20 protein-coding genes are annotated in these 25,073 nt (G+C 67.7%); 11 read left to right on the forward strand and 9 right to left on the reverse strand.

Annotated elements, in window-relative coordinates; translation table 11 throughout:
* Positions 1-10: 10 nt before the first annotated feature.
* The gene (locus tag BMZ38_RS14865) at positions 11-919 is read left to right on the forward strand and encodes a DUF4097 family beta strand repeat-containing protein (RefSeq protein WP_091339414.1); all 909 of its coding nucleotides are present in this window, start codon (positions 11-13) and stop codon (positions 917-919) included.
* Positions 920-1,081: 162 nt separating this feature from the next.
* Here BMZ38_RS14865 and BMZ38_RS14870 read toward each other — a convergent pair whose 3' ends face one another.
* Positions 1,082-1,981 carry a hypothetical protein gene (locus BMZ38_RS14870; RefSeq protein ID WP_091339417.1) on the reverse strand — a complete coding sequence of 300 codons (900 nt, stop codon included), beginning with the start codon at positions 1,979-1,981 and terminating at the stop codon, positions 1,082-1,084.
* A gap of 266 nt (positions 1,982-2,247) precedes the next feature.
* On the opposite strand from BMZ38_RS14870, the gene BMZ38_RS14875 reads away from it, so the two are divergent.
* Positions 2,248-5,142 carry a bifunctional diguanylate cyclase/phosphodiesterase gene (locus BMZ38_RS14875; RefSeq protein ID WP_091339420.1) on the forward strand — a complete coding sequence of 965 codons (2,895 nt, stop codon included), beginning with the start codon at positions 2,248-2,250 and terminating at the stop codon, positions 5,140-5,142.
* A gap of 66 nt (positions 5,143-5,208) precedes the next feature.
* Here the strand turns inward: BMZ38_RS14875 and hslO are convergent, their stop codons facing one another.
* Positions 5,209-6,108, reverse strand: a complete 900-nt coding sequence (gene hslO / locus BMZ38_RS14880; RefSeq protein ID WP_091339423.1) for an Hsp33 family molecular chaperone HslO — start codon at positions 6,106-6,108, stop codon at positions 5,209-5,211.
* Positions 6,109-6,216: 108 nt separating this feature from the next.
* Here hslO and mtgA point away from each other — a divergent pair, with 108 nt between their 5' ends.
* From mtgA to BMZ38_RS14895, 3 genes are all read left to right on the forward strand, one after another.
* Entirely contained in the window at positions 6,217-6,954 is a 738-nt protein-coding gene (gene mtgA / locus BMZ38_RS14885) for a monofunctional biosynthetic peptidoglycan transglycosylase (protein ID WP_091339425.1), read from the forward strand.
* Positions 6,955-6,957: 3 nt separating this feature from the next.
* A complete protein-coding gene (locus BMZ38_RS14890; RefSeq protein WP_091339428.1) occupies positions 6,958-7,887 on the forward strand; it encodes a glycosyltransferase family 2 protein in 930 nt (309 codons plus the stop codon).
* An 83-nt stretch (positions 7,888-7,970) separates the two neighbouring features.
* Positions 7,971-8,399, forward strand: a complete 429-nt coding sequence (locus tag BMZ38_RS14895; RefSeq protein ID WP_091339431.1) for a CBS domain-containing protein — start codon at positions 7,971-7,973, stop codon at positions 8,397-8,399.
* A 44-nt stretch (positions 8,400-8,443) separates the two neighbouring features.
* Here the strand turns inward: BMZ38_RS14895 and BMZ38_RS14900 are convergent, their stop codons facing one another.
* Positions 8,444-9,637 carry an NTP/NDP exchange transporter gene (locus BMZ38_RS14900; RefSeq protein WP_245747260.1) on the reverse strand — a complete coding sequence of 398 codons (1,194 nt, stop codon included), beginning with the start codon at positions 9,635-9,637 and terminating at the stop codon, positions 8,444-8,446.
* A gap of 307 nt (positions 9,638-9,944) precedes the next feature.
* On the opposite strand from BMZ38_RS14900, the gene BMZ38_RS14905 reads away from it, so the two are divergent.
* Positions 9,945-11,234 (forward strand): serine hydrolase domain-containing protein, encoded by a 1,290-nt coding sequence (locus tag BMZ38_RS14905; protein WP_091339434.1) that lies wholly within the window; start codon positions 9,945-9,947, stop codon positions 11,232-11,234.
* Between the two features lie 102 nt (positions 11,235-11,336).
* Here BMZ38_RS14905 and BMZ38_RS14910 read toward each other — a convergent pair whose 3' ends face one another.
* From BMZ38_RS14910 to BMZ38_RS14935, 6 genes are all read right to left on the reverse strand, one after another.
* The gene (locus BMZ38_RS14910) at positions 11,337-12,335 is read right to left on the reverse strand and encodes an energy transducer TonB (protein WP_091339437.1); all 999 of its coding nucleotides are present in this window, start codon (positions 12,333-12,335) and stop codon (positions 11,337-11,339) included.
* Positions 12,336-12,605: 270 nt separating this feature from the next.
* Complete coding sequence (gene metJ / locus BMZ38_RS18090) at positions 12,606-13,139, reverse strand: met regulon transcriptional regulator MetJ (protein WP_091339440.1); 534 nt, start codon at positions 13,137-13,139, stop codon at positions 12,606-12,608.
* Positions 13,140-13,630: 491 nt separating this feature from the next.
* Positions 13,631-14,026, reverse strand: a complete 396-nt coding sequence (gcvH, locus tag BMZ38_RS14920) for a glycine cleavage system protein GcvH (RefSeq protein ID WP_091339443.1) — start codon at positions 14,024-14,026, stop codon at positions 13,631-13,633.
* Between the two features lie 85 nt (positions 14,027-14,111).
* Positions 14,112-15,212, reverse strand: a complete 1,101-nt coding sequence (gene gcvT, locus BMZ38_RS14925) for a glycine cleavage system aminomethyltransferase GcvT (RefSeq protein ID WP_091339446.1) — start codon at positions 15,210-15,212, stop codon at positions 14,112-14,114.
* A 117-nt stretch (positions 15,213-15,329) separates the two neighbouring features.
* Positions 15,330-15,917 (reverse strand): alpha-ketoglutarate-dependent dioxygenase AlkB family protein, encoded by a 588-nt coding sequence (locus BMZ38_RS14930; RefSeq protein ID WP_091339450.1) that lies wholly within the window; start codon positions 15,915-15,917, stop codon positions 15,330-15,332.
* A gap of 4 nt (positions 15,918-15,921) precedes the next feature.
* Entirely contained in the window at positions 15,922-17,319 is a 1,398-nt protein-coding gene (locus BMZ38_RS14935; protein WP_091339453.1) for an amidase, read from the reverse strand.
* 149 nt (positions 17,320-17,468) lie between these two features.
* On the opposite strand from BMZ38_RS14935, the gene BMZ38_RS14940 reads away from it, so the two are divergent.
* The 5 genes from BMZ38_RS14940 (at position 17,469) to BMZ38_RS14960 (ending at position 25,069) form a co-directional block, all read left to right on the forward strand.
* Entirely contained in the window at positions 17,469-19,085 is a 1,617-nt protein-coding gene (locus BMZ38_RS14940) for an electron transfer flavoprotein-ubiquinone oxidoreductase (protein WP_091339456.1), read from the forward strand.
* Between the two features lie 64 nt (positions 19,086-19,149).
* Entirely contained in the window at positions 19,150-21,186 is a 2,037-nt protein-coding gene (locus tag BMZ38_RS14945) for a glycosyltransferase (RefSeq protein WP_245747251.1), read from the forward strand.
* Between the two features lie 8 nt (positions 21,187-21,194).
* The gene (locus tag BMZ38_RS14950) at positions 21,195-23,258 is read left to right on the forward strand and encodes a glycoside hydrolase family 99-like domain-containing protein (RefSeq protein WP_091339590.1); all 2,064 of its coding nucleotides are present in this window, start codon (positions 21,195-21,197) and stop codon (positions 23,256-23,258) included.
* Between the two features lie 89 nt (positions 23,259-23,347).
* Positions 23,348-24,094 (forward strand): electron transfer flavoprotein subunit beta/FixA family protein, encoded by a 747-nt coding sequence (locus tag BMZ38_RS14955; protein ID WP_091339459.1) that lies wholly within the window; start codon positions 23,348-23,350, stop codon positions 24,092-24,094.
* 27 nt (positions 24,095-24,121) lie between these two features.
* Positions 24,122-25,069, forward strand: coding sequence for an electron transfer flavoprotein subunit alpha/FixB family protein (locus BMZ38_RS14960; RefSeq protein WP_091339462.1), 948 nt, complete (start codon positions 24,122-24,124; stop codon positions 25,067-25,069).
* Positions 25,070-25,073: the final 4 nt, after the last annotated feature.

The raw sequence follows: 25,073 nt of genomic DNA on the forward strand, positions 1-25,073 counted from the left end.
GAACCATCCCATGAAGACCGTACGCTACCTTCCCCTGCTGCTTACCCTGTGCATCGGCCAGGCGCTGGCCGATACGCCCATCAACCTGCGCCACCCTGCCAGCCCCGATGCGCGCATCAGCGTAAGCAACGTCAAGGGCCAGGTCACGATCACCGCATGGGACCGCAACGAGGTCCAGGTCGGCGGCAGCCTTGGCGAGGGTGCCGCACCGCTCGCCATCGGGGGCGACAACGGCCATCTCGAGATCAAGGTCAAGCCCAAGGGCGGCGGCTCGAACGGCTGGTTCAATTGGCATGGGGACAACTCGATGGGTGACACCACTCTCGACCTGCACGTACCCAAAGGCGCCTCGCTGGACGTGGAAGTGGTCAGCGCACCATTGGGCATCGACGGCATGGACGGCGGCGAGATCTCGGTCAACTCCGTCAGCGGCCGCGTGCGCATCAACGCTCGTACACCCCACCTTTCGGTCGAGAGCGTGAGTGGCACGGTGCAGCAGTCCGGCCACGCCGAGCGTGCCGACCTGCAGACCGTCAGCGGCGATATCCTCGCCCCGACGCTGGGCACGACCGCCGACCTGCAGACTGTTTCCGGCCGCATCCAGGCCAGCGGCGGACCGTGGCAGAAATTCAACCTGAGCACCGTATCGGGTGATGTGCAGCTCAACGGAGGGCTGGCCGAACGCGGCAGCATCGACATCGACAGCATGAGCGGCGACGTGCAGATCCAGGTCCCTGCCAGCCTGTCCGCGGCAATCCACGCCAGCAGCTTCAGCGGCGACCTGCGCAGCGATTTCGGACAGGTCAGCGAACACGACCATGGCCCTGGCAGCGAGCTCAACGCGGAGGTCGGCGGGAGCAAGGGACGCATCCACGTCGAAACCTTCAGCGGTGACCTGCGGATTCGCAAGAAAGATTGACTGGCGTCGGTCATTCCAGAGAAAGAGCGCGCGCGGGTGCGGGATACGCAAAGCGCTTCGATATTCGGAGCGCCATCTCGGCATGATCGGACAAATGAAAAAAGACCGGCAAAAGAAAAGGCCGTCGCATGCGACGGCCTTTTGTCGTGTCCAGAAGAAGCCCTACAGGTCCTGGTGGTACTGCACGTAGGGCGTGCGCGACTGGTCCGGCTCCGGCCCTGCAGGCGTCGGTGTCGACGAACCGGACGACCACAGGTTTTGCGCGCCGATGCTCAGTTCGCCCTGCCAGGGCAGGCGCAAGGTGACGCCAAGATCGATGCTGCTCCAGCGCTTGTCGCCGTAGAAACCACCGGGAAGCGCAGGCTGCATGGTGCGGCCGATAAGCATGCCGCTTACCGGCCCGTGGTCCACGCCGAAAGTCAGCGCCTTCTGGTCCAGGGTATTGATGCCCAACACATTGCCAGGGAGCAGGCGGATGCGGCCGACGCTGGCGCCCAGGTCGATGCCGCTCTGCCCGCCGACTTCGACGCGACCGCGCGCGTTGAGCTGGGAACTGCTGTCGAAGTCCGGCAGTCCGTTGACGCCCGGCGTGGCGCCCGGCAGAACGCGCGGCAGGCGCTGGTCAGGCGTGCTGTCGGCGCCGACGCTCAGGCCTACGCTGTAGCGGCCCAGATTGTAGGTGGCACCAATCTCGCTGCCGACCACCCGCGGGCCACGCGAGATCCAGTTGTGCTCGCTCACCCCGGCATGGAGCTGCAGGTGCGGGTCCAGCCCGTACTGCAGGCCGGTGGTCATCACGCTGCCGGCATCGACCGCCTGGAAGGACAACGGGGCATCCGCTCGCTGGCTCGAAGCGGATGACTGCGCATCGGCCTTGAGCATCAGCATTCGGCCGTCGCTACCGCGCCACAGCGGCACGACGACGCCTTGGCCGAGGTTGGCTATCTGATCGGGCGCCTGGTGCAGCAAATGCTGCGCCAGTTCATGCGGATCGCCGCCCAGCGACTGCCCTGCCGCGGCAAGCGGCATCAGCAAGATCAACAGGGGCAACAGGCGGCGCATGGGTCTTTTGTCAGGTATGGACAGTGTCAGCCGGGCGTATGCCAGCCAGTGGATCGAAGTATAGCTACTTTACGTTTACCTAACACCCCGGGGGCGAGCGCCCGTTCGGGAAACGGTGAACCTAGGCACATATCCTCCATGTCGGACCGTCCCGTGAAGATGGGGTTCCGCCTGAATGAAAAACAGGGCAAACCCGACTCCAACAAAGCCCGCGGCGCACGATATAGTCACGCCACGGCCCCCGCCACGGAACCTCCAGCCCTCCCATGAACCCGGCTCCCCCCTCTCGCGAGCCCCCGACGTTCCCGGCCGACCGGGAAGCGCTGCATCGGGCGGTCGAGAGGCTTTTCGGGTCTCCGGACGCGGGCAGTGTGGCGGCCGTTTGCGAAACCCTCCTGTCGGACTGGCACGTGCGCGCCCGCCTGGGCTGGCGCCAGCTGGGCGGCGAGGAGAACCCGGCGTCTGCCGCCCGGCTGGAGCTGGCCGAAGATCCGCAAGGGTTGCGTGTACTGGTGCTGGAGCCGGAAGCGCCGCTATCGGAACCGCTGCGCGAGCGACTGGCCTGGTTCGGCCGCCTTGCCGGCACGCGGATGCGCCAACAGGCCGAGACCGCGCGGTTGTACGAGGCGATCTCCCGCCTGGCGCTGGCCGAGCGCCTGCAGCGCGCGCTGTTCGCCATTGCCGAACAGGCCGGCACCGAGCGCAACATGACCGAAATGATGCGCTCGCTGCACGCCATCGTCGGCAGTCTCATGTATGCCGAGAACTTCTATATCGTGCTGTACGACGAGCCCACCGACAGCGTGCGCTTCCCGTATTACGCCGATGCGGCCGACCGCGACCCGCCCTCGCCAGAGCGGAGCGTGCCGCTGGCCGAGCTGGAGCACAGCCTGACCTGGAACCTGCTCAAGGGCGGGCGCGCCATGATGGGCTCGATCGAGGAGCTCAACCGCACGTTGCCCGACCGGCTGGTGCTGATCGGCCCGGACTGCGAGCACTGGCTGGGAGTGCCGCTGCTGCGCGAGGGCAAGGTGGTTGGCGGCATCGTGATCCAGAGCTACCGCGCCGACACCCAGTACACCACGCAGGATCGCGAGTTGTTGTGCTACGTCGCCCAGCACGTGCAGGCCGCGCTGGAAAAGCGCCAGGCCCAGGCCGAGCTGGAACGCCGCGTGGCCGACCGTACCGCCGCCCTGCGCGAGGCCAACCGCGTGCTCCGCCAGCAGGTGCTGCAGCGCCAGCGCGGCGAGCGGCTGCAGGCGGCACTGTTCCGCATCGCCGAGCTGGCGAGCACCTCCGAAGGCCTGGACACGTTCTACGCCGCTGTGCACCGGGTCATCGGCGGCCTGCTGTACGCGCGCAACTTCTACATCGCGCTGGTCGACGAGGACAGCGGACAGCTGACCTTCCCCTATTCGGTCGACGAGGTCGACAACGTTCCGGCCCCGCGCCTGCACGGCCGGGGCGCCACCGAGTACGTGCTTCGCCACGGCAAGCCGCTGCTGGCCGACTCGGCGGAACTGGAGCGGCTGACCGCGCTGGGCGAGATCCAGCGCCAGGGCACACACTCGCTGTGCTGGCTGGGGGTGCCGCTGGTGTGGGGCGAGAAGGTGATGGGCGTGCTGGCGGTGCAGAGTTACACCCCCGAGCACACCTACAACGAACGCGACCAGGAACTGCTCACCTTCGTCAGCTACCACATCGCCAACGCGCTGCAGCGCAAGCACACCGCCGAGTCGCTCAAGCAGGCCTACGCCGGGCTCGAGCGCCGCGTCACCGAACGCACCCGCGCGCTGGCGCTGGCCAACCGCGACCTGCGCGAACAGATCGCCGAGCGCGAGCGGGTCGAGCGCCGGCTCAAGTACGAGACCCTGCATGATTCGCTGACCGGCCTGCCCAACCGTACCCTGCTGCTGCAACGCATGGAGCAGGCTCTGGAACGCTACCGTGCCGACGCCGACGAAGGGGGCTTCGGCGTGCTGTTCATCGATCTGGACCGCTTCAAGGTGATCAACGACTCGGTCGGCCACCTGGTCGGCGACGACCTGCTGTTCCAGGTAGGCGGGCGCATCCGAGCCTGCCTGAAGACCCGCGACATGGTCGCGCGCCTGGGCGGCGACGAGTTCGCCGTGCTGCTCGAAGGCATCGTCGACCCGGCGACCGCGGTGTCGGTGGCCGAACGCGTGATCAGCGAGCTGCAGGTGCCCTTTCGTCTGGGCGCCAAGGAGATCTTCACCTCCGCCTCGATCGGCATCGCCCTGCCCGGCCCGCACTACCAGAAGCCGGAAGAACTGTTGCGCGACGCCGACGCGGCCATGTACCGCGCCAAGGACGAAGGCCGCCACCGCGCCGCCGTGTTCGACGACCGGCTGCGCCGCGAGGCGCTGTCGCTGCTGGAGCTGGAAAGCGACCTGCGCCGCGGCCTCGCGCGCAACGAGTTCGCGCCCTTCTACCAGCCCATCGTGGCGCTGGAAGACGGTCGCATCGTCGGCTACGAGGCGCTGCTGCGGTGGCACCATCCAGACCGCGGCCTGCTCGCCCCCGGCGAATTCCTGGTGATCGCCGAGGAAGCCGGCTGCGCCGAGAGCATCGACTGGCAGATCTTCGAGCAGGTCTGCGCGCAGGCGCCGCAGATCCTGGGCAAGGACGGCTTCGTCAGCATCAACGTCTCCGGCCGCCACTTCCGCCTGCCCGATCTCGACGCGCGCCTGCTCGCCCTGCTGGCCGAGCACGGCCTGCCGCCGCGGCAGGTGCGCATCGAGGTGACCGAGCGCGCGCTGCTGGACAACCCGGCGCAGGTCAAGCGCATGCTCGAGAACATGCGCAGCCGCGGCGTGCGGGTGGCGCTTGACGACTTCGGCACCGGCTACTCATCGCTGAGCTACCTGCACCAGTACCCCTTCGAGACGCTCAAGATCGACCGCTCGTTCATCACCGAGCTGCCGCGCGAAGGCGAAAGCCAGGGCGTGGCCGTGGTGCGCGCGATCCAGGTGCTGGCCGATTCGCTCAACATGCTGGTGATCGCCGAAGGCATCGAGGAAGAACACCAGCGGCAGGCGCTGATGCGGGTGGGCTGCCGCTACGGCCAAGGTTTCCTGTTCGCCCGCCCGCAGCCGATAGCCGCCTGGTTGCCGGCCGACCCGACGCCGGCCGTCGCCTGATCCTGCGATGAGCGCGTGGGGTGTCGCAGGCCTCGATGCTGGCGGGCCTGAGCCCTCCCTACGGCCTTACTGCGAGGTCGTGGGCGTATCTGCGCTTACCCCGCCGCTCAATACGTGCTCTGCATCGATGCGGTCGAAGGTATAGCGCTGCGCGCAGAACTCGCAGATCACCTCGATCTCTCCATCGCGGGCGGCCAGCGCGGCCTCCACCTCCTCGCGCCCCAGCGAGCGCAGCATCGATTCCACCCGCTCGCGGGAGCAACTGCAGCCGAACGCCAGAGGGCGCGGCTCGAACAGCCGCACGGTTTCCTCGTGGTAGAGCCGATAGAGCAATTGCTCGGCGGCCGAGGAAAGCATCTCCTCGCGGCCCAGCGTGCCGGTCAGGTGGAGTACGCGGTTCCACGCGTCCTCATCCTCGACCGCGCCGTGGCCACCCTCGCCGGGCAGCTTCTGCAGCATCAGTCCCACGGCGTGCTCGCCATCGGCGGCGAGCAGCAGGCGCGCCGGCAGTTGCTCGGACAGGCGGAAATAGTTTTCCAGCGCCCCGGCCAGGTCCGGCTGACCAAGCTCGACCAGGCCCTGGTAGCGCTGGCCTCGCTCGGCGTGGCCGATGGTGATCGCCATCACCGCGTCCGGCAGCGTGGACAGATCCAACGGTTCGGGCAACGGATCGCTCCACCGCGCCAGGCCGCGCAGGCGACCCTGGTCGCTGCATTCGGTGAACAGCAGGCGCAGCGCACCACTGCTCTTGAGCTCGATCGACAGCGCTCCCTCGAGCTTGATGTTGCCGGTCAGCAGCGCGCTCGCGGCCAGGCTTTGGCCGAGCAGTTCGCGCAACGCTTGCGGATAGTCCGCGCGGGCGGCCACCTCGCGCCACGCCGCGCCCAGGCGCACCAACACGCCGCGCACGCCGGCGCGTTCCAGCACGAAGCGGTGCAGCACGTCCTCGACAAGCACGGTTTCCACGAATACTCACCTCGACAAAGGGAATCGCACCAGATGGGGTCGGCGTCGGTGCGGAACAATGGGCCGCTTATACTCCCCACGCTCCCAAACCAAGGTCGACGCCCGACGATGCCACCAACGCGCACCGCCTTTCGCCGCCTGCTGCGCTCGCTCGTCGTCCTGGCGGTGTCGTGGCTGGCGCTCTCCTGGCTGGTCGTGTTGGCGTTGCGATTCGTGCCCCCGTGGACGTCGGCGGTGATGATGGAGCGTCGCGTCGGCTCCTGGCTGCACGGCGAGCACGACTTCCAGCTGCGCCAGCACTGGGTACCGTGGCAACGGGTATCGCCCTACGTTCCGCTGGCGATGGTCGCCGGCGAGGACCAGAAATTTCCCTTCCACCATGGCTTCGACCTGGACTCGATCCAGGATGCGCTGGATGAGGCCGACGAAGGCGGGCGCCTGCGCGGCGCCAGCACGATAAGCCAGCAGACCGCCAAGAACCTGTTCCTGTGGAATGGGCGCAGCTTCGTGCGCAAGGGACTGGAGGCCTACTTCACCGTGCTGATCGAGCTGAGCTGGCCCAAGCGGCGCATCCTCGAGGTCTACATGAACATCGCCGAGCTGGGCGACGGCATCTACGGCGTCGGTGCGGCGAGCGAGGCCTACTTCCACGTGCCGCCGGCGCGGCTCGGGCCGGCGCAGGCCGCACGTCTGGCCGCGGTGCTGCCCAGTCCGCGACGCCTGCATGCCGACCGCCCCAGCGCCTACGTACAGCGCCGCACGCAGTGGATCGAGCGCCAGATGCAGCAACTCGGTGGCCCCAGCTACCTGGACGGCACCCACCCGCGCCCACGGCGAGGACACTGACCCATGAACGAACTCACCGTCGTCGTCCCCGCCCATAACGAGGCGGACGTCCTCGCCGCCTTCCACCAGCGCCTCGGCAGCGTGCTCGACGCGCTACCGCTGGACAGCGCGGTGCTCTACGTCGACGACGGCAGCACCGACGGCACCTGGTCGGCGATCGAGGCGCTGCTTGCCGCCGATCCGCGGGTGCGGGCGCTGAAGCTGTCGCGCAATTTCGGCAAGGAGGCCGCGCTCACCGCGGGGCTGGACCACGTCGTCGACGGCGCCGCGGTGGTGATCGATGCCGACCTGCAGGACCCGCCCGAGCTGATTCCGGAACTGATCGCGCAATGGCGTGCCGGCTCCGACGTCGTCTACGCCACGCGCAGCGCACGCGCCGGCGAGACGCGGCTCAAGCGGCTCACGGCGGCCGGCTTCTATCGCGCCATGGAGCGGCTCTCGGACACGCCCCTGCCGCGAGACACGGGCGACTTCCGCCTGCTCTCGCGCCGCGCGCTGGACGCGCTGGGCCGGCTGCGCGAGCGCCAGCGCTTCATGAAGGGCCTGTTCGCCTGGATCGGCTACCGCCAGACCGCCGTGTACTACCAGCGCGAGCCGCGCCACGGCGGCCACACCAAGTGGAACTACTGGCGGCTGACCCAACTGGCGATCGAGGGCATCACCTCTTTCTCCAGCGCGCCGCTGCGGCTGGCCACCTGGGTCGGGTTGGGGTCCTCGCTGCTCGCCTTCGTCTACGGCCTGTGGGTGCTGACCAAGGCGCTGATCTGGGGCGACCCGGTGCGCGGCTATCCGACGCTCATGCTGGTGATCCTGTTCCTGGGCGGCGTGCAACTGCTGGCGCTCGGCGTGATCGGCGAGTACCTGGGGCGCAGCTATGCGGAGAGCAAGCAGCGCCCGCTGTATTTCGTGGAAGAGGAACGGCTGGGGCGCTGAAACCGGTGCCTTGACGCGGCACCGACGGGCCGGGGCTAGACTCCTCCCACGCGGCCCGCCGCGGCCGGCTGAGGAGCCAAGGCATGCACCAGGTCAGGCATCTGCTGGAAAGCAAGGGCAACGCCGTGTACGCCATCGCGCCCGAGGCGCCGGTACTGGAGGCGATCCGGCAGATGGCCGAACGCCGCGTCGGGGCGCTGGTGGTGATGAGAGGCGAGGCGCTGGCCGGTATCGTGTCCGAGCGCGACTACGCGCGGAAGGTCATCCTTCAGGGCCGCTCCTCCGCGCAGACCGCGGTGGCCGACATCATGAGCGGCGACCCGCTGACGATCTCGCCGGAGACCGACGTGTTCGACTGCATGCGCCTGTGCACCGAGCGCCGCGTGCGCCATCTTCCGGTGGTCGACGGGGCGCGGGTGGTCGGGGTGATCTCGATCGGCGACCTGGTCAAGGCTGTCATCGACGCGCAGGCGCAAGAGATCGACCAGCTGCAACGCTACATCACCAGCTGAAGTGCACCCTGCCGCCTCTCCCCGGAGAGGGACCTGGCGCCCGGCTAGTCTTTCGCCAGATCCGGCGCACGGCCCGCCCGCCGCGCCACCCAGGCCGACATCGTCGCCACGCCGGCGCCGATCAGCCCCATCCCTCCCACGCCCACGCCGAGCCACGCCAGCACGCTCACGCCGCTGGTCACCAGCACATCGCCAAAGCGCCACACCGCGGTCTCGACGAAGTTCTTGCCCTTGTAGCGCGTCTCGCGCGGCACCCGGGTGTACAGCGAATCGACCGCCGGCTTGGTCATGCCGTAGGCGAAACCGCGCGTGGTCACCAGCATCACGCCGAGCAACGGCACGATCATGCCCAGCAGCCGCACGTCGCCGGTGCCGAACACGGCAACCATCAACAGCAGCACGATGTTCACCAGCGCCGGCACCACCAGGCCCCAGCCGGCACCGAAGCGGACCAGCAGCCAGCGCGTGAGGGTCAGCTGCAGCAGCGCGCCGAGTGCATTGGTCGCCAGGTCGAGATCGTTGTAGAACGCGGTGCGCGCCACCCGGTCGGCGAAATGCGCCTTGGCATAGTCGGCCATCAGGGCGTAGGCGAGCGTACCTATGCCATCACCGAGCAGCATCAGCACCGCCATGTAGCGCAGGAACGGTCGCGACCACAGTTCGCGGATGCCGGCCCACAGCGAGCCACCGGTGCCCTGCGCGGCGGATGTGTCGCCCGCCCGCTCGTCACGCGCGGACAACCGCAGCAACAGCAGCAGCGCCAGTCCAAGGGTCGCCGCCGACACCGCCAGCAGCGGCGCCACGCCGAGCACTTGCACGAGATACCGGGTCAGCAAGGGGCCGAAGATCGCACCGCCCATACCGCCCAGCGCGATCAGCGGGAACGCCCGCCGCGCCTGATGGCTGACGAAGATGTCCGCCATGAAGCTCCAGAACAGCGAGACCACGAATAGATTGAAAACGCTGACCCAGACGTAGAACACCACGCCCAGCATCCGCGCGCCGATGCGCTCCTGCGCCACGAACGCGGGTACGAAAGCGAGCAGGCAGACGATGAAGAAGCTGTAGCTCCATGCCAGCAGCCGCCGGCGGGACACGTGCGCCACCAGCCAACCGAACACCGGCGTCAGCAGGAGCATGACGCCGAAGGTCACGGCGTAGAAAAGCGGAAGCGACTGCGATCCGACTGCGCCACCAAGCTGGTCGCGCACCGGCCGGATCATGTAGTAGCCGGCCATCACCAGGAAGAAGGCCAGCGTGGACAGGGTCAGCCCGTTACCTTCGTCGGCTCGGGCGTTGTGGCGCAGGCTCACCGGGATCCAGCCTTGGGGTGGGGCGGCAAAGCCTAGCATGTGCTGCCAGGCCGGCAGCCTCTCGCAGCGTGGCAAGCCTCAGGCAACATGCTGTCCGCTGAACCCCGTCATCCTGGCGTCTGCGCGCTTGCGTTGTGGACCAGCGCCAACTGCACCACAATCGCCGAATCGTGCCGCTCGCTGGCCGAGCTTCTCTCTCCTTTCCACGGCTTTGCGCCGGACTTTTCCAGGCATGCAGCTTCGTACGCTTCCCCTGCTGATCGCCGGCCTGCTCGGCGTGGCAACCGCTCCCGCCCTGGCCCGCACTTCGACGCTGGCCCAGCCGACCCCCACCACCAACACCACCCCCACACAGACGCTGCCGCCCGAACGGGTGAGGGCCACGCTGGAGGCGTACAGGCAGTGGCTGGCCAAGCTGGAGCAGCGCGATTCCGTCGCCGGACTGGCGACGGCCGTGGTGGTCAACGACAAGGTGGTGTTCGAGGGCACCGTCGGCTATGCCGATGCCGCGGACAAGGAGCCGATGAAACCCGACACGGTGTTCCGCCTGGCCTCGCTGTCCAAGGCATTCGCCACGGGCCTGACGGCGATCCTGGTGCAGGACGGCAAACTCGCCTGGGACACGCGGCTGGTCAACGTGCTGCCGTTCTTCAAGCTCAAGAACGTGCCCGACACGCAGCGCGCCACCGTGGCCGACATCCTGGGCCAGCGCCTGGGCCTGCCGCGCAACACTTACGACAACATGCTCGAGGACGACGTGCCGTACGAAGAGCTGGTACGCAAGCTCGACGAGGTCGACATGGCCTGCGGCGTGGGCAAGTGCTACGGATACCAGAACGTCGCCTTCAGCCTGATCGGCGACGTGGTCTACGCGATGACCGGCAACTTCTTCTACAAGCTGGTCGACCGGCGCATCTTCCTGCCGCTGGGCATGACCACGGCCAGCTATGGCCGCGCCGCCCTGGAGTCGAGCCAGAGCTGGGCGCGCCCGCACCGGCGCACGCGGCGCGGCTGGGTACCGTTCGAGCCGAAGGAAAACTATTACCGCGTAGCCCCGGCCGCCGGCGTCAACGCCAGCCTGCGTGACATGGAGAAGTGGCTGATCGCGCAGATGGGCGGTCGGCCGGACGTGCTCTCCCCCGCGGCGCTGGCAGTGCTGCATGCGCCGGGCGTGCCCACGCCGGTGGAGCTGCACTCCTCGGCCTGGCGCAACGGGCGCCTCACCGCCGCGCACTACGCATTGGGCTGGCGCGTGTTCACCTATGGCGGCCAGACGCTGGTCTACCACGCCGGTGCGGTGGAGGGTTACCGCACGATGATCGGCTTCCTTCCCAAGTACCACGCCGGCGTCGTGACCCTCTGGAATGCCGGCGTGCCCACGCCCTCGGGCCTGATGCCGATGGTGTTCGACAGCCTGCTTGGACTGCCGCACGTGGACTGGGCGGGACTGGAGAACAACGTCCCCGACCGCGCGCCAGCCACACCGCGCAAGGTTCGTCCTCGGCGACACCGGCGCCGCTGAGCGACAGCACTCCCGCGTTCGTCATGGGCAAGCACAGCCCGCTTTGCCGAGCAAAAGAAAAGGCGGCGCAAGCGCCGCCTTTTCTAGGTTGTCCAAGCGGGCTTAAAGCTTGAACTCGATCTTGCGCTGCAGCTTCGCCTCCACCGGCGTGCCATCGCGCGTGGCCGGCTTGTACTTCCAGCGCTCGACCGCGTTGATCGCCTCGCGGTCAAACAGATGGCGCGGCTGGGCATCGACGACCCGGGCGCCGCTGACGTTGCCGTCGGTATCGACGGTGTAGCCCACCACCACCCAGCCTTGCGTACGCGTGCGCTGGGCCTGCGTCGGGAACCGCGGCTGCACGTACTTGGTCATCACCGGATCGGTGCTCACCACCTGCTGTACGGCCGGTTTGCTCGGCGCGCTGGCGGCCGGCGTGTTGGCTGCGGCGGCGACCTCTGCCTGCGTCTTCTGCTCGGCCGGCTGTGCCTTCTGCTCGGCGGCCAGCTTCTCGGCTGCGGCCTTGTCCGCGGCGGCCTTCTCGGCGGCCAGCTGCTGCTGGCGCTGCTGGTCGAGCGCCTGCTGCTGCTCCTTGTCCAGCAGCTTGCGCTGCGCGTCGAGCTTGGAACGCAGGATGGTCAGCGTGTAGTTGGCCGGGTCGGCCTTGGCCAGCAGGTCGATCTCGCGCTGGGCCTCGTTGAAGTCGCGCGAGTTGATCGCCTGCTCGGCGCCACTGGCGGCGAACGGGAACGTCTCGCGCAGCGCGTCGGAGGCGACCGGGTTGCCCGGCTGCTTCTCCAGCGCCTTGAGGTAGAACTCGAAGGCGTTGTTGCCGGCCGGCGCCAGCACGCGATGGTCGTTCATCGCCTTGCGCGCCTCGGCCAGCAGCTGGTTCAAGTCCATCGTCTCCACGTTGGCTGGCGGCGGTACTGCAATCTTGTCGGTCGACACCGGCGTAGACGGGTGGCCGCCGGCATCCTGCATGACCAGTTCCTGGTGCGGCTGCAGGATCAGGAACCAGCTGGCGACGGCCAGCAGGACGAAAATGGCGATGATGGCTATCAAGGTGGGCCGGGCGGCCCCGCGCGCGTGCGCGCGCATAGAACTGGAACGGGTATCCATGGGACGTTCACCATTGGCTGGCATCAGATACCCGCGCTATTTCCCCCTGTAGGAGCGGCCGTCCCCCTGGACGTGCGCGGCGCGAGTGCGCACAACTTACCGCCAATGTGCCGTTGCGGCAAATCGGCGCAATGGAGCGGGCGCAAGCTTTTCCGGCCGCTGAAACGAAGCGTCCCGGCCGGGGCCGGGACGAATCGCTCTTCGAAGTATCTCCCTGCGCTGGGCACCGCAGGGAGAGAAAGTCGATACAGCTAGTTGGTCTTGTAGGTCTTACTTCTTCGCCTTGGCGGTCTTGGTGGCCTTGACCACCTTGGCCGGCGCGGCCTTCTTCGGGGCTGCCTTCTTGGCGGCAACCTTCTTCACGGCGACCTTCTTGACGGCAGCCTTCTTGGCGGCGGCCGGCTTCTTGGCGGCAGCCTTCTTCGGGGCGGCCTTCTTGGCGGCGACCTTCTTGGTGGCCGGCTTCTTGGCTACCGGCTTCTTCGCGGTGGCCTTCTTCACAGCGGTCTTCTTGGCGGGCGCCTTCTTGGCGGCCGGTTTCTTCGCAGCAGTTTTCTTGGCAATGGCCATAGTTCGTCTCAGCTCCTCATCAGTTGGCAGTGGTTGCCCAGTAAAAGCGTGCAGGAACGCCTCCACCAGCAAATCGCTGTTGGTGGCGTGCCGAAGATTGTTGACCTGGCGACGGGTGCGCTCGTCGGAAAGCAGACGCAGGACATGCAGCGGAATCGACACGGTGATTTTGCGCACCGCGCCTGCCTTCTCGCCGTGACCGATATAAGGCGTTATGAATTTCGGTGCAGCCATGTGTACCTGTTCCCCTCGATCTGAAGCGAAAGCTATTCCTGAAGATTTCAACTGTCAATTGATTTCGACCATCGAATTTGCATGGCCGAAGGCACCTTCCGGGGACTGCGAAGCGCCGCGCAGCAAGGCCTCGCGGACCTGCACCGGCATTTTCAAATGGACGTATATACATCCATTCTAAAATAACCTACATAATGCCGATTGCGCCGCAAAACGTTGGCCCGCAAGGCTTTGCCGACCAAGTGCCACACGCAACCCGCAATCCCGCCACGCGCGATCGCATGCCGCGCGCGTGGTTGAAAAATGCGTTTCGAAGGCCCGCATCCGAATGAACGGGAGTCGACCAATGGCACGATCGTCGGTGCAAGCCGATAGGCGGGCGGCGACCCGGGCCCGTCCTTTCGGGGGGGCGGTCACGGGGGTCGTCGACGCGCGATGGCGCCCGCAAGCACGTCGTGCGCACGCCAGGGCGGCGCACGACGAAGGGACCGTCAGTGGTCCTCGTTCTCGATCTGCTCGGCGTACGCGTCGGCGTCGAGCAGCTCATCGAGTTCGCCGCGGTCGCTGATGCGCACCGCGAAAATCCATCCTTCGCCGAAGGCGTCCTCGTTGATCGTCTCGGGCTTGTCGTTGAGCAGCTCGTTGACCTCGACGATTTCGCCGGAGACCGGCGAATAGATGTCCGAAGCGGCCTTGACCGACTCGACCACCGCCACGCCGGTACCGGCCTGCACACTCGCGCCGATCTCCGGCAGTTCCACGTAGACCAGGTCACCGAGCTGGCCTTGCGCATGGTCGGAGATGCCCACGCGGACGATGCCGTTGTCTTCGACGCGGGCCCACTCGTGGGATTTGAGGAACTTCAGATCGCCGGGAATCTCGCTCATGGTTCGGGTCCAGTCGTTCGTTCGTGGAATGGAGCGGCGATTCTAGCCGCTCCGGCAGGAAATCTATCGAATGGCGGGCGCGGAATCAGATGCCTTCGCAGGGCTTGCCGTCGCGCACGAACGGGTACTTCACCACGCGCACCGGCACCTCGCGGCCGCGGATGTCGACCCGCACCTGCCCCGGTTCGCCGGCGGGGATGCGCGCGAACGCCACCGCCTTGTCCAGCGTGGGAGCGAAACTGCCGGACAGGATTTCTCCCTCGCCGTTGGCGGTGAGCACCTTCTGGCCGTGGCGCAGCACGCCCTTCTCGTCGAGCACCAGGCCGACCATCACGCGCGGCACGCCGGCGGCCTTCTGCGCCTCGAGCGCCTTGCGGCCGATGAAGTCGCGACCTTCGTCCAGCGCGATGGTCCAGCCCAGGTTCGCTTCCCACGGCGAAACCGTTTCGTCCATGTCCTGGCCATACAGGTTCATGCCCGCCTCCAGACGCAAGGTATCGCGCGCGCCGAGGCCGGCCGGACGGACGCCCGAGCCGGCGAGCGCCTGCCACAGCGCCACCGCGTGCTCGGTCGGCACGATGATCTCGAAGCCGTCCTCACCGGTGTAGCCGGTGCGCGCGATGAACAGCGGCATCCCGTGCGGGCCCTGCGCCGCCGCGGCGGCGAAGCGGCCGAGCTTCTGGATGCGCGGACGGTCGACCTCGTGCAGCAGCCCGATCACCCTGGCGCGCGCGTTCGGGCCTTGCACCGCGACCATGGCGAAGTCCGGACGCTCCTTCACTTCCACGCCATAGGCCCGCGCCTGCCGCTCGATCCACGCCAGGTCCTTGGCGCGCGTGGCCGCGTTGACCACCAGGCGGAAATGCTCCTCGTCGAAGAAGTACACGATCAGGTCGTCGATGACGCCGCCCTGCTCGTTCAACATGCACGAGTACAACGCCTTGCCCTGCACCTTGAGCTTGTCGACGTTGTTGGCCAGCAGGTGGCGCAGAAACTCGCGCGCGCGCTCACCGTGCAGGTCGACCACGGTCATGTGCGAGACGTCGAACATGCCGGCGTCGCGGCGCACCGCATGATGCTCCTCGATCTGCGAGCCGTAGTTGATCGGCATGTCCCAGCCGCCGAAATCCACCATGCGGGCGCCCGCCGCGCGGTGGGTGTCGTTGAGTACGGTCTTCTCGGTCATCGCGCGGGCACCTGGGGGGAAAGCAAGGATTATCGCCGGCGTCCGGATGCAAGCCAAGCCACGGGCGACGCCGCTCCCTGCCTAGGGCAAGCGACGAAAACAGTGGCAGTGTCGGTCCTACAGGATGTGGCGGAAGGTGAGGTTGACGCGCGACGCCTGCACGCGGGCCATGCGCGGCAGCGCGTGCTGGTAGAGCCGCTGGGTGGCGCCACCCATCCGCAGCAGACTGCCATGGGGCAGCTTCAGCTCCAGCGCCACGGCTGGACGATGCGCCTTTGCACGGAACACGAACCGTCGCGAAGCCCCCAGGCTGAGCGAGGCAATCACCGGTGCCGGGCCGAGTTCGGGCTCGTCGTCGCTGTGCCAGCCCATCGCATCCCGACCGTCGCGATAGAGGTTCGCCAGCACGCTGTTGAAGGTGGCGCCACAGGCCTGCTCCAGGCGCGGTCGCAGCGCGGCCAGTGCGGCCGGCCAGGGATGGGGCTCGAAGCGCGTGCGCGAGTAGACGTAGCTGGCGCCCGGGTCGCCGATCCAGCAGCTCAACCGCGGCGACGCGACCTCACGACCGAACAGGCGGATGACGTGGGTCTCCCAGGGAATGGTGTCGCGCAGCTCGGCAAGCAACGCATCCGCCTCGGCTGGCGACAGCCAGTCGGTCCACAGCGCGAGGTCCGCCCCCGCCAGCGCGAGCGGCTGCCAACCCACCGGTTCAGGCGATCGCCGGGTAGATCGGTTCCATGTCCAGCGTCGAGGCGCACACCGCCGCCAGTTCCAGCAAGCGCAGGTCCGATCCGCGCGCACCGACGAACTGCATGCCGATCGGGCGTCCGCCCGGCAATGCACCCATCGGGATGCTCACCGCCGGGCAGCCGGCCAGGCTGGCGAAGCTGGTCAGATCGGCGACCGAATCGGGCGCGGGACCGTCGAGCGGGAACGCGCCCTGCGGCGTGGTCGGCAGCACCAGCACGTCGATCTGCGCGAACAGGCGGCGCATCTTGAGCGTGGCCGCATCGAGCACGCGGTCGGCCATGGCGTAGTCGGCCGCGCTCTTGCGCGCGGCGTACTCGAGCATCTGGCGCAGGCGCGGCGACACCGGCCTCGAGGTGTCGGCCAGGTCGGGGGCGAAGGTGCCGAGCATCTCCGCCTCCATCAGCAGCAGGCCCGCGCGGCGGGTGCGGGCGAAATTCCAGTCGGAGAAATCCACCGTGCGCCGCTCGCCCAGCTCGCGCGGCAGTCGCGCCAGGGCTGCCTCGAAGACCTCGATCACGTCCGCCTCCACGCCCACGGCGGCCAGGTCCGGCAGCAGGCCGGCGCGAAGGTTGCCCGGCTCCCAGTCCGGCGGCGAGAAGGCCACGCGCCGACGGCGCGAGCGCGCGTCGTCGGCGTCGTAGCCGGCCAGCACCTGCAACAGCACGGTCAGGTCGTTGGCGCTGCGCGCCAGCAGGCCCACGGCGTCGAGCCGGCGCGCGGCCGGCAGCATGCCGCGGGTGGAAATCTCGCCATGGGTCGGCTTGAGCGCGTATACGCCGCAATAGCTGGCGGGTATGCGGATGGAGCCCAGGCTGTCCGAGCCCACCGCGGCCGCGGCAAGCCCGGCGGCCACCGCGGCGGCGGCGCCACCGGAGGAACCGCCGGCGCTGTAGTCGTGACGGTAAGGGTTGTGCGTCGGGCCGCTGTGCGGGTTGTCGGTGGCCGCGCCGAGCGCCGCCTCGTCCATGTTGGTCTTGCCCACCAGCACCGCGCCGGAGGCACGCAGGCGCGCGACCACGTGGGAATCCTCCTGCACCGGCTCCTCGCGCCCGGGCAGGCCGGCACGGGTCGGCCAGCCGGCCATGTCGAAATTGTCCTTCAGCGCGATCGGGATGCCATCGAGCCGCCCGAGCACGCCGTCGCGACGCCGGTGCGTGGCGGTGCGCGCCTGTTCCTGCAGCAGCCCGGGGCGCAGGTCGACATAGGCGTTGAGCTCGGGATTGATCCGCTCGATCGCCGCCTGGTAGGTATCGGCCAGCGCCTGGGGTTGCACGCGTCCCACCGCCAGCCAGTGCAGCAGCTGGCACACGCTGGCGCGGCGCAGGTCGATGTCGGCGATCGGTGCGGTTGAATTCATGCCCCATCCTTTGCGTTGGATTCACGATTATCGCCACGGGGCGCGAAGCGATTGCAAGCGGCCGCTAGTGAAGAGTCCGGTTTGCCGCCAGGCACGCGAAAACGGACAATGCCGCTTCTTCCTTATATGTATGCAGCACGGAGCCCGCCATGAGCGAACGCGAAACGATGGAATACGACGTGGTCGTGGTCGGCGCCGGCCCGGCCGGGCTGTCGTTCGCGGTCCGCCTCAAGCAGCTGCAGCCCGAGACGACCGTCTGCGTGATCGAGAAGGCCTCCACCGTCGGCGCACAGATCCTCTCCGGCGCGGTGATCGAGCCCGGTCCGCTCGACGCCCTGCTGCCGGGCTGGCGCGACAACCCGCCGCCGATCTGCGTGCCGGCCGGCGAAGACGAGTTCTGGCTGCTGACCAAGACCGGCGGCCGCAAGCTGCCGGTGCCGCCGGGCATGAACAACCACGGCAACTTCATCGTCTCGCTCGGTGCCATGTGCGCGTGGCTGGCGCCGCAGGCCGAGGCGCTGGGCGTGGACGTGTTCCCCGGCTTCGCCGCCGCCGACAACGTCTACAACGAGGACGGCTCGGTCGCCGGCGTGCGCATCGGCGACATGGGCGTAGCCAAGGATGGTACGCACAAGGCCGGCTACACCCAGGGCATCGACATCAAGGCCAAGGTCACGGTGCTCGCCGAAGGCGCGCGCGGCAGCCTGACCAAACAGCTCATCAAGCGCTTTGCGCTGGACAAGGACTCGGACCCGCAGGGCTACTCGATCGGCATCAAGGAGCTGTGGCAGGTGCCGGCAGGCCGTGTCACCCCCGGCAAGATCGTGCACAGCTTCGGCTGGCCGGCGGACAACGACACCTACGGCGGCAGCTTCCTCTATCACCTGGATGGCGACCGCATCGCGCTGGGTTACGTCAGCGGGCTCGATTACAGCGACCCCGAGTACAAGCCGTGGGAAGCCTTCCAGCAGTGGAAGAACCACCCGCACGTCAAGCCATTGCTCGAGGGCGGCAACATTCTTTCGGCCGGCGCGCGCGCCATCGTCACCGGCGGCTACCAGTCGCTGCCGAAGGTGGAGATGCCCGGCGCGATCCTGATCGGCGACACTGCCGGCTTGCTCAACGTGCCCAAGATCAAGGGCACGCACCAGGCGATCCGCAGTGGGATGCTCGCCGCTGAACATCTGGCCGCCAACGGCCTGAACCCCGCCGGCTTCGACGCCGCGCTGCGCGCCTCGCCGGCAATGGACGAGTTGAAGCAGGTGCGCAACATCAAGCCCGGCTTCAAGAAAGGCCTGTGGTTCGGCATGGCCAATGCCGCCTGGGAAACGGTCACCCGCGGCGCCTCGCCGTGGACGCTGAAGAACAAGCCAGACTGGTCCACCCTGGACAAGATCGGCGAGCACGAGGAGCCCAAACGCGACTACGTCCAACGCGAGCTGCCTCCGCGCGATCGCCTCGCCGGCGTCTACTTCGCCGCCACCGAACACGACGAAGACCAGCCGATCCACCTGCACGTGGCCGACACGACCATCTGCATCGAGCGCTGCAGCGTCGAATACGGCAACCCATGCACGCGCTTCTGCCCGGCCAGCGTCTACGAGATCGTGGAGGAAGCCATGCCGGATGGAAGCCAAGGCAAGCGCCTGCAGATCAACGCCGCCAACTGCGTGCACTGCAAAACCTGCGACATCAAGGACCCGTACGAGATCATCACCTGGGTGACGCCCGAGGGTGGTTCGGGGCCCAATTACCAGAACATGTAAGACACCAGGGGCGCGTTTTCTGATCGGCAACCTGCAATGGCGCCTCAAGCGCCTTGGCTATCAAGTGCAGCGCTTCCGCGGCAGCCTGGCGCTACGCGGCTGGCGGGGCACGGTGGCTCGCGTGCGCCAGGAATTCACCGGGCCGCCCGACGACACCGATGACCTGGTGCTGCTGCCGCTGGACGAACCCTTTGCGCCGTTCACGCTGCCGCGTGCGGACGTCCCGCACGTGTCCATCGTCATTCCCGTCCACGGCAAGCTTGCCTATACCCTTGCCTGCCTGCGTTCGCTGGCAAGGCATGGCGCGAAGGCAAGCTTCGAAACCATCGTGGTCGACGACGCCTCGCCGGACGACAGCGCATCGGTGCTCACCCAGGTCGAGGGCCTTCGCCTGTTGCGGAACGAACGCAATGTCGGCTTCGTCGACAGTTGCAACGCCGGCGCTGCAGCCGCACGAGGCGAGTTCCTGTTGTTCCTCAATAACGACACGCAGGTCACGCCAGGCTGGCTCGACGCGCTGCTCGCATGTTTCACGCAGCGGCCCGACTGTGGCATGGCGGGCCCGCGGCTGGTCTATCCGGACGGGCGATTGCAGGAAGCCGGTGGACTGGTGTTCGCCGATGGCAGTTGCTGGAACACCGGCCGCTTCGAAGCGCGCAACGCTCCCGCCTACCAATACCGCCGGCGTACCGATTACGTGACCGGAGCGGCGATGCTGCTGCGTCGCGAGGTTTTCCAGCGCGTTGGCGGTTTCGATGTCCGCTATCGCCCCGCCTACTACGAGGACACCGATCTTGCTTTTGCCGTGCGCGATCTCGGCTTGGAGGTGTACTACGAACCGGCCAGCACCGTGATCCACTGCGAAGGCATCACTTCGGGCACCGACCTGGCCACCGGCACCAAGCGACACCAAGCGATCAACCAGGCCACGTTCGCCACCAAGTGGGCAACGCAGCTGACCGTCCAGCCGCCGCCCAGTACGCCGCTGGACCGCGCGATCCGCTGGCGTAGCCGCGGTCGCGTGCTGGTGGTCGATGGAACCATGCCCGATCCGGCACGTGATTCCGGCTCGATGCGACTGTGCGGCATCCTTCGCCTGCTGGACGCACAAGGCTGGAGCACCTGTTTCTTCCCGGACGATCGTCGCGCTGGCAGCCTGGACATGCTTGCGTTGGGCGAGCTCGGCTGCGAGACGCTTGCCGGCCCGGAGAGCGAGGATCTGCCGCAATGGCTGGCCCGGTTCGGTCGCCAGTTGCACGCGGTCATCCTCTGCCGCCATACGGTCGCCGGCCAGTACGCAGGGCTGGTACGCCGGCATGCACCGCAGGCCAGGCTGATCTTCGACACGGTGGACCTGCACTTCCTGCGCGAGCAGCGTGCAGCCGAAGTGGCGGGCAATCATGCGCTTTCGAGGCAGGCTGCTGCCTCGCAACGCAGTGAGATGGCCCTCATCGAGCAGAGCGACGTCACCGTGGTGGTCAGCGCGCACGAACAGGTCCTGCTGTCACGGATGGTGCCGGGCGCGCGCGTGGAACTGCTTTCCAACATTCACGAAGTACATGCCAGCACCCGCACGCATGCCGAACGCAGGGACCTGGTGTTCATCGGCGGCTGGCAGCATCCGCCGAACGCCGATGCGATCCGCTGGATCGCCGGGGCGATCCTTCCGCGTCTGCGCCAGGCACTACCCGGCCTGCGCGTGCATCTGCTGGGCGACATGCCGGACAACGCGCGTGCAGAGCTGGCCCGGCCGGGCCTGGAGATCCACGGCCGCGTTGCGCAGCTGGATCCGTGGCTCGACGGCTGCCTCGCGTCGTTGGCCCCGTTGCGCTTCGGCGCTGGCGTCAAAGGCAAGATCAATATGGCCATGAGCCATGGCCTGCCGGTGATCGGCACCACCATCGCCGTCGAAGGCATGCAGCTGACCGACGGTAGTGACGTGCTGGTCGCGGACGACCCCGATGCCTATGCCGATGCCGTGCTGCGCCTGGTCCGCGATGCCGCGCTGTGGCAGCGCCTGTCCGAGCGCGGCGTGGAAAACGTGAGACGGCACTTTTCCGCCGAGGCTGCCGCTGCCACGCTCGAGCGCATGCTCGGTTGACCGCCACCATGTCGCCCTCTGCCTTTGCCCAACGTTGCCTGTTTCTTTCCCTGCGCGCGTGCTTCCGTGCGCTGCCGTTGCCGGCGATCACGCGAGACCGGCTGCGCCAGCGGTTCCTCGACCGCTATGCACACGTGGTGCCGGCAGGCCCGCGGGGCCGGGTGGGCGATCCGGCCCACGCCGAACGCCGCCCCCGCCGGCATGCAGGCGGACGCGCCATCGGGTATGTGGAACGGCGTGCGGAATCCCTGCCGGCCCCGCAACCGGCGACGCTGGTTGCGTTCTACCTGCCGCAGTTCCACCCGATCGCACAGAACGACGCGTGGTGGGGCGAGGGTTTTACCGAGTGGACCAACGTGGCGCGCGCATTGCCACAGTTCGAAGGCCATGCACAGCCGCGCCTGCCGGGTGCGCTGGGTTTCTACGACCTGCGCCTTCCCGAGGTCATGCGCAAGCAGATGCGGCTGGCGCGCGAATACGGCATCGGCGCGTTCTGCAGCTACTTCTACTGGTTCGGTGGGGAGCGCCTACTGGAACAGCCCCTGCAGCAATGGCTGGACGATCCGTCGCTGGACCTGCCCATGTGCCTGTGCTGGGCCAACGAGAACTGGTCGCGGCGCTGGGATGGGCGCGCCGAAGACATCCTGATAGGCCAGCGCCACAGTGCCGAGGATGACCTCGCTTTCATCGCCCACGTCGCGCGCTACCTGCGCGATCCGCGCTACCTGCGAGTGGAAGGCAAGCCGCTGCTGCTGGTCTATCGACCCGGCCTGATGCCGGAGCCGAAGGCCACTGCGGCACGCTGGCGTGCATGGTGCCGCGATGCCGGCATCGGCGAGATCCAGCTTGCGTACGTGCAGAGCTTCGACCGCGTCGATCCGCGCGAGATCGGTTTCGATGCTGCAGTGGAGTTCCCCCCCAACAACACCACGCTTGCGCCGATCACCGCGCAAGAGCGCCTGCTCAACCCCGCGTTCGCGGGCGACGTCTTCGACTGGCGCGAACTGGCTCGCGCAGCCGAGGCGCAGGCGGACCCGCCCTATCCGCGCTACCCCGGCGTCAACCCCGGCTGGGACAATGAACCGCGTCGCAGCGGTAAAGGACGGGTGTTCAAGCATGCGTCCCCTCGAGGCTATCGCGACTGGTTGCGCCGCGCGATCGCCCGCGCGCAGCGCCGCCAGCCAGCGATGGTGTTCATCAATGCATGGAACGAATGGGCCGAGGGCGCGGTGCTCGAACCGGACACCCGGCTCGGCTACGCCTGGCTGCAGGCAACCCGGGACGCGCTGCTCCCCGCGGAGCCCGGCCGACCGCACACTGCCCGCCCATGCGCGATCGTGCATGCCTGGTATCTCGATGTGCTGGACGACATCGCCACGGCGCTCCGGGCCAGCGGCGTGGACTGGCGCATCGTGGTCACGACTACAAGCGAACGCGCCGACGCCGTGCGTCAGCGCATGGCCTCGCTAGCGCTCGACGCCGAGCTGGAAATCTTCGAGAACCGTGGCCGCGACATCCTGCCGTTCCTGCACGTCGCCAACCGTCTGCTCGACGAGGGCACGGACGTCATTCTCAAGCTGCATACCAAGCGCTCCACCCATCGTTCGGATGGCGACCAGTGGCGGCGCGAATTGCTCGAGCGGCTGCTCGCCCCGGCGCGGGCCACCTGCATCCTGGACGCCTTCCGGGAGCGGCCGACGCTGGGCATCGTCTATCCCGAAGGACATCGTCAGGCCGTCCCGGATTTCTGGGGCGCCAACCGAGCAAACACCTATTCGCTGGCCACCCGCATCGGGATCGACCTGGAGGCTGCCGGCCAGGCCGCCTTTGTAGCCGGCAGCATGTTCTGGATCCGCGCGGAAGCGCTGCGTCCCTTGCTGGATGCCCACCTCGCCGTCGATGAATTCGAAACGGAAATGGGCCAGATAGACGGGACCCAGGCCCATGCTGTCGAGCGCCTGTTCATGGTCGTCGCCGGGGCCGCCGGTTTCGAATCCACGAGCGGTGCGGCCGTCTGCGGCTTGGCCGAGCCTCCGGCCGCCCCCTATCCCTACGCAAAACGCGGGCGCTGACCACCCCGCCGCGCCTGCGCCCACCGGCGATGCGGTTACAATGTCGGCTTTTCGCGCCCTCCCGGGCTGCAGCTGTCAAAGGAACCGCGATGAAGATTCTGGTCGGCTACAAGCGCGTCGTGGACTACAACGTCCGCATCCAGGTCAAACCCGACGGCACCGGCGTGGTGACCGAGGGCGTCAAGCTCTCCGCCAATCCCTTCGACGACATTGCATTGGAGGAGGCCCTGCGCCTGCGCGAGAAGGGCGTGGCTGAGGAAGTGGTGATCGTGGGCATCGGCCCGGCCGACCTTACCGCGCACCTGCGCAACGGCCTGGCGATGGGCGCCAACCGCGCCATCCACGTCACCACCGCCGAGGCCGTGCAGCCGCTCACCGCCGCGCGCGTATTCCTCAAGCTGGTCGAGAAGGAGCAGCCTGGCCTGGTGATCCTTGGCAAGCAGGCGATCGACGACGACGCCAACCAGACCGGCCAGATGCTCGCTGCGCTGTGGGACCGCCCGCAGGCCACCTTCGCCAGCAAGGTCGAGATCGCCGATGGCAAGGCCACGGTGACCCGCGAAGTTGACGCCGGCCTGGAAACCATCGAGGCCGACCTGCCGGCGGTGATCACCACCGACCTTCGCCTCAACGAGCCGCGCTTCATCAAGCTGCCGGACATCATGAAAGCCAAATCCAAGCCGATCGACGTGATCGAGCTCGGCTCGCTGGGCGTCGAAGGTGGCGACCACCTCAAGACCACCCACTACGCCGCGCCGCCCAAGCGCAGCAAGGGCGTGATGGTGAAGGACGCGGCCGAGCTGGTGGCCACCCTCAAGCAGAAGGGCCTGCTCTAAGCAGCTGCCGGCAACAGGAGAGAAGACATGAGCAAAATCCTCGTCATCGCCGAGCACCTGGGCGGCAAGCTCAACCCCTCGACCGCGCGCGCCGTGAGCGCCGCCGCGGCGGCCAAGCCCGAAGCCATCGACGTGTTGGTGCTGGCCGACAACGCCGACGCCATTGCCGCCGAGGCGGCCAAGATCGAAGGCGTGAGCCGCGTTCTCACCGTCACCCGCGCCGAGAACGCCCACGCGCTGGCCGCCGTGCTGGCACCACAAGTGGCCAAGGCCGCCGCCGGCTACAGTCACGTGTTCGCCCCGTCCACCACCTTCGGCAAGGACCTGGCCCCGCGCGTGGCCGCCCTGCTCGGCGTGGCCCAGGTCAGCGACGTGATGGCGGTCGAAGGCAGCCACACCTTCAAGCGTCCCATCTATGCCGGCAATGCCATCGTCACGGTGGAAGCCGATCCGGCGCAGACCGTGGTGGCGACCATCCGCACCGCGTCCTGGCCGGCCGCCGCCATCGGTGCGAACGGCACGCCCGTCGAAGCGCTGAACCTCGACGTCGCCCTGCCCTCCTACACCCGATTCGTCGAACTGAAGCAGGGCAAGAGCGACCGCCCGGACCTGCAGGGCGCCAGCAAGGTCGTCTCCGGCGGCCGTGGCGTGGGCTCGAAGGAGAACTTCGAGATCATCTACAAGTTCGCCGACAGGATTGGTGCCGCCGTGGGCGCCTCCCGCGCCGCGGTGGACGCCGGCTATGTGCCGAACGAGATGCAGGTCGGCCAGACCGGCAAGATCATCGCGCCGGAGCTGTACATGGCCATCGGCATCTCCGGCGCCATCCAGCACCTGACCGGCATCAAGGACGCCGGCACCATCGTGGCGATCAACAAGGATGCCGAGGCGCCGATTTTCGAGATTGCCGATCTTGGCTTGGTCGGGGACTTGTTCAAGATCGTTCCGGAGCTGGAAGCGGCGCTTGCTGGGTGATTAT

This window comes from Frateuria terrea (genome assembly GCF_900115705.1).
Classification (GTDB): Bacteria; Pseudomonadota; Gammaproteobacteria; order Xanthomonadales; family Rhodanobacteraceae; genus Frateuria_A; species Frateuria_A terrea.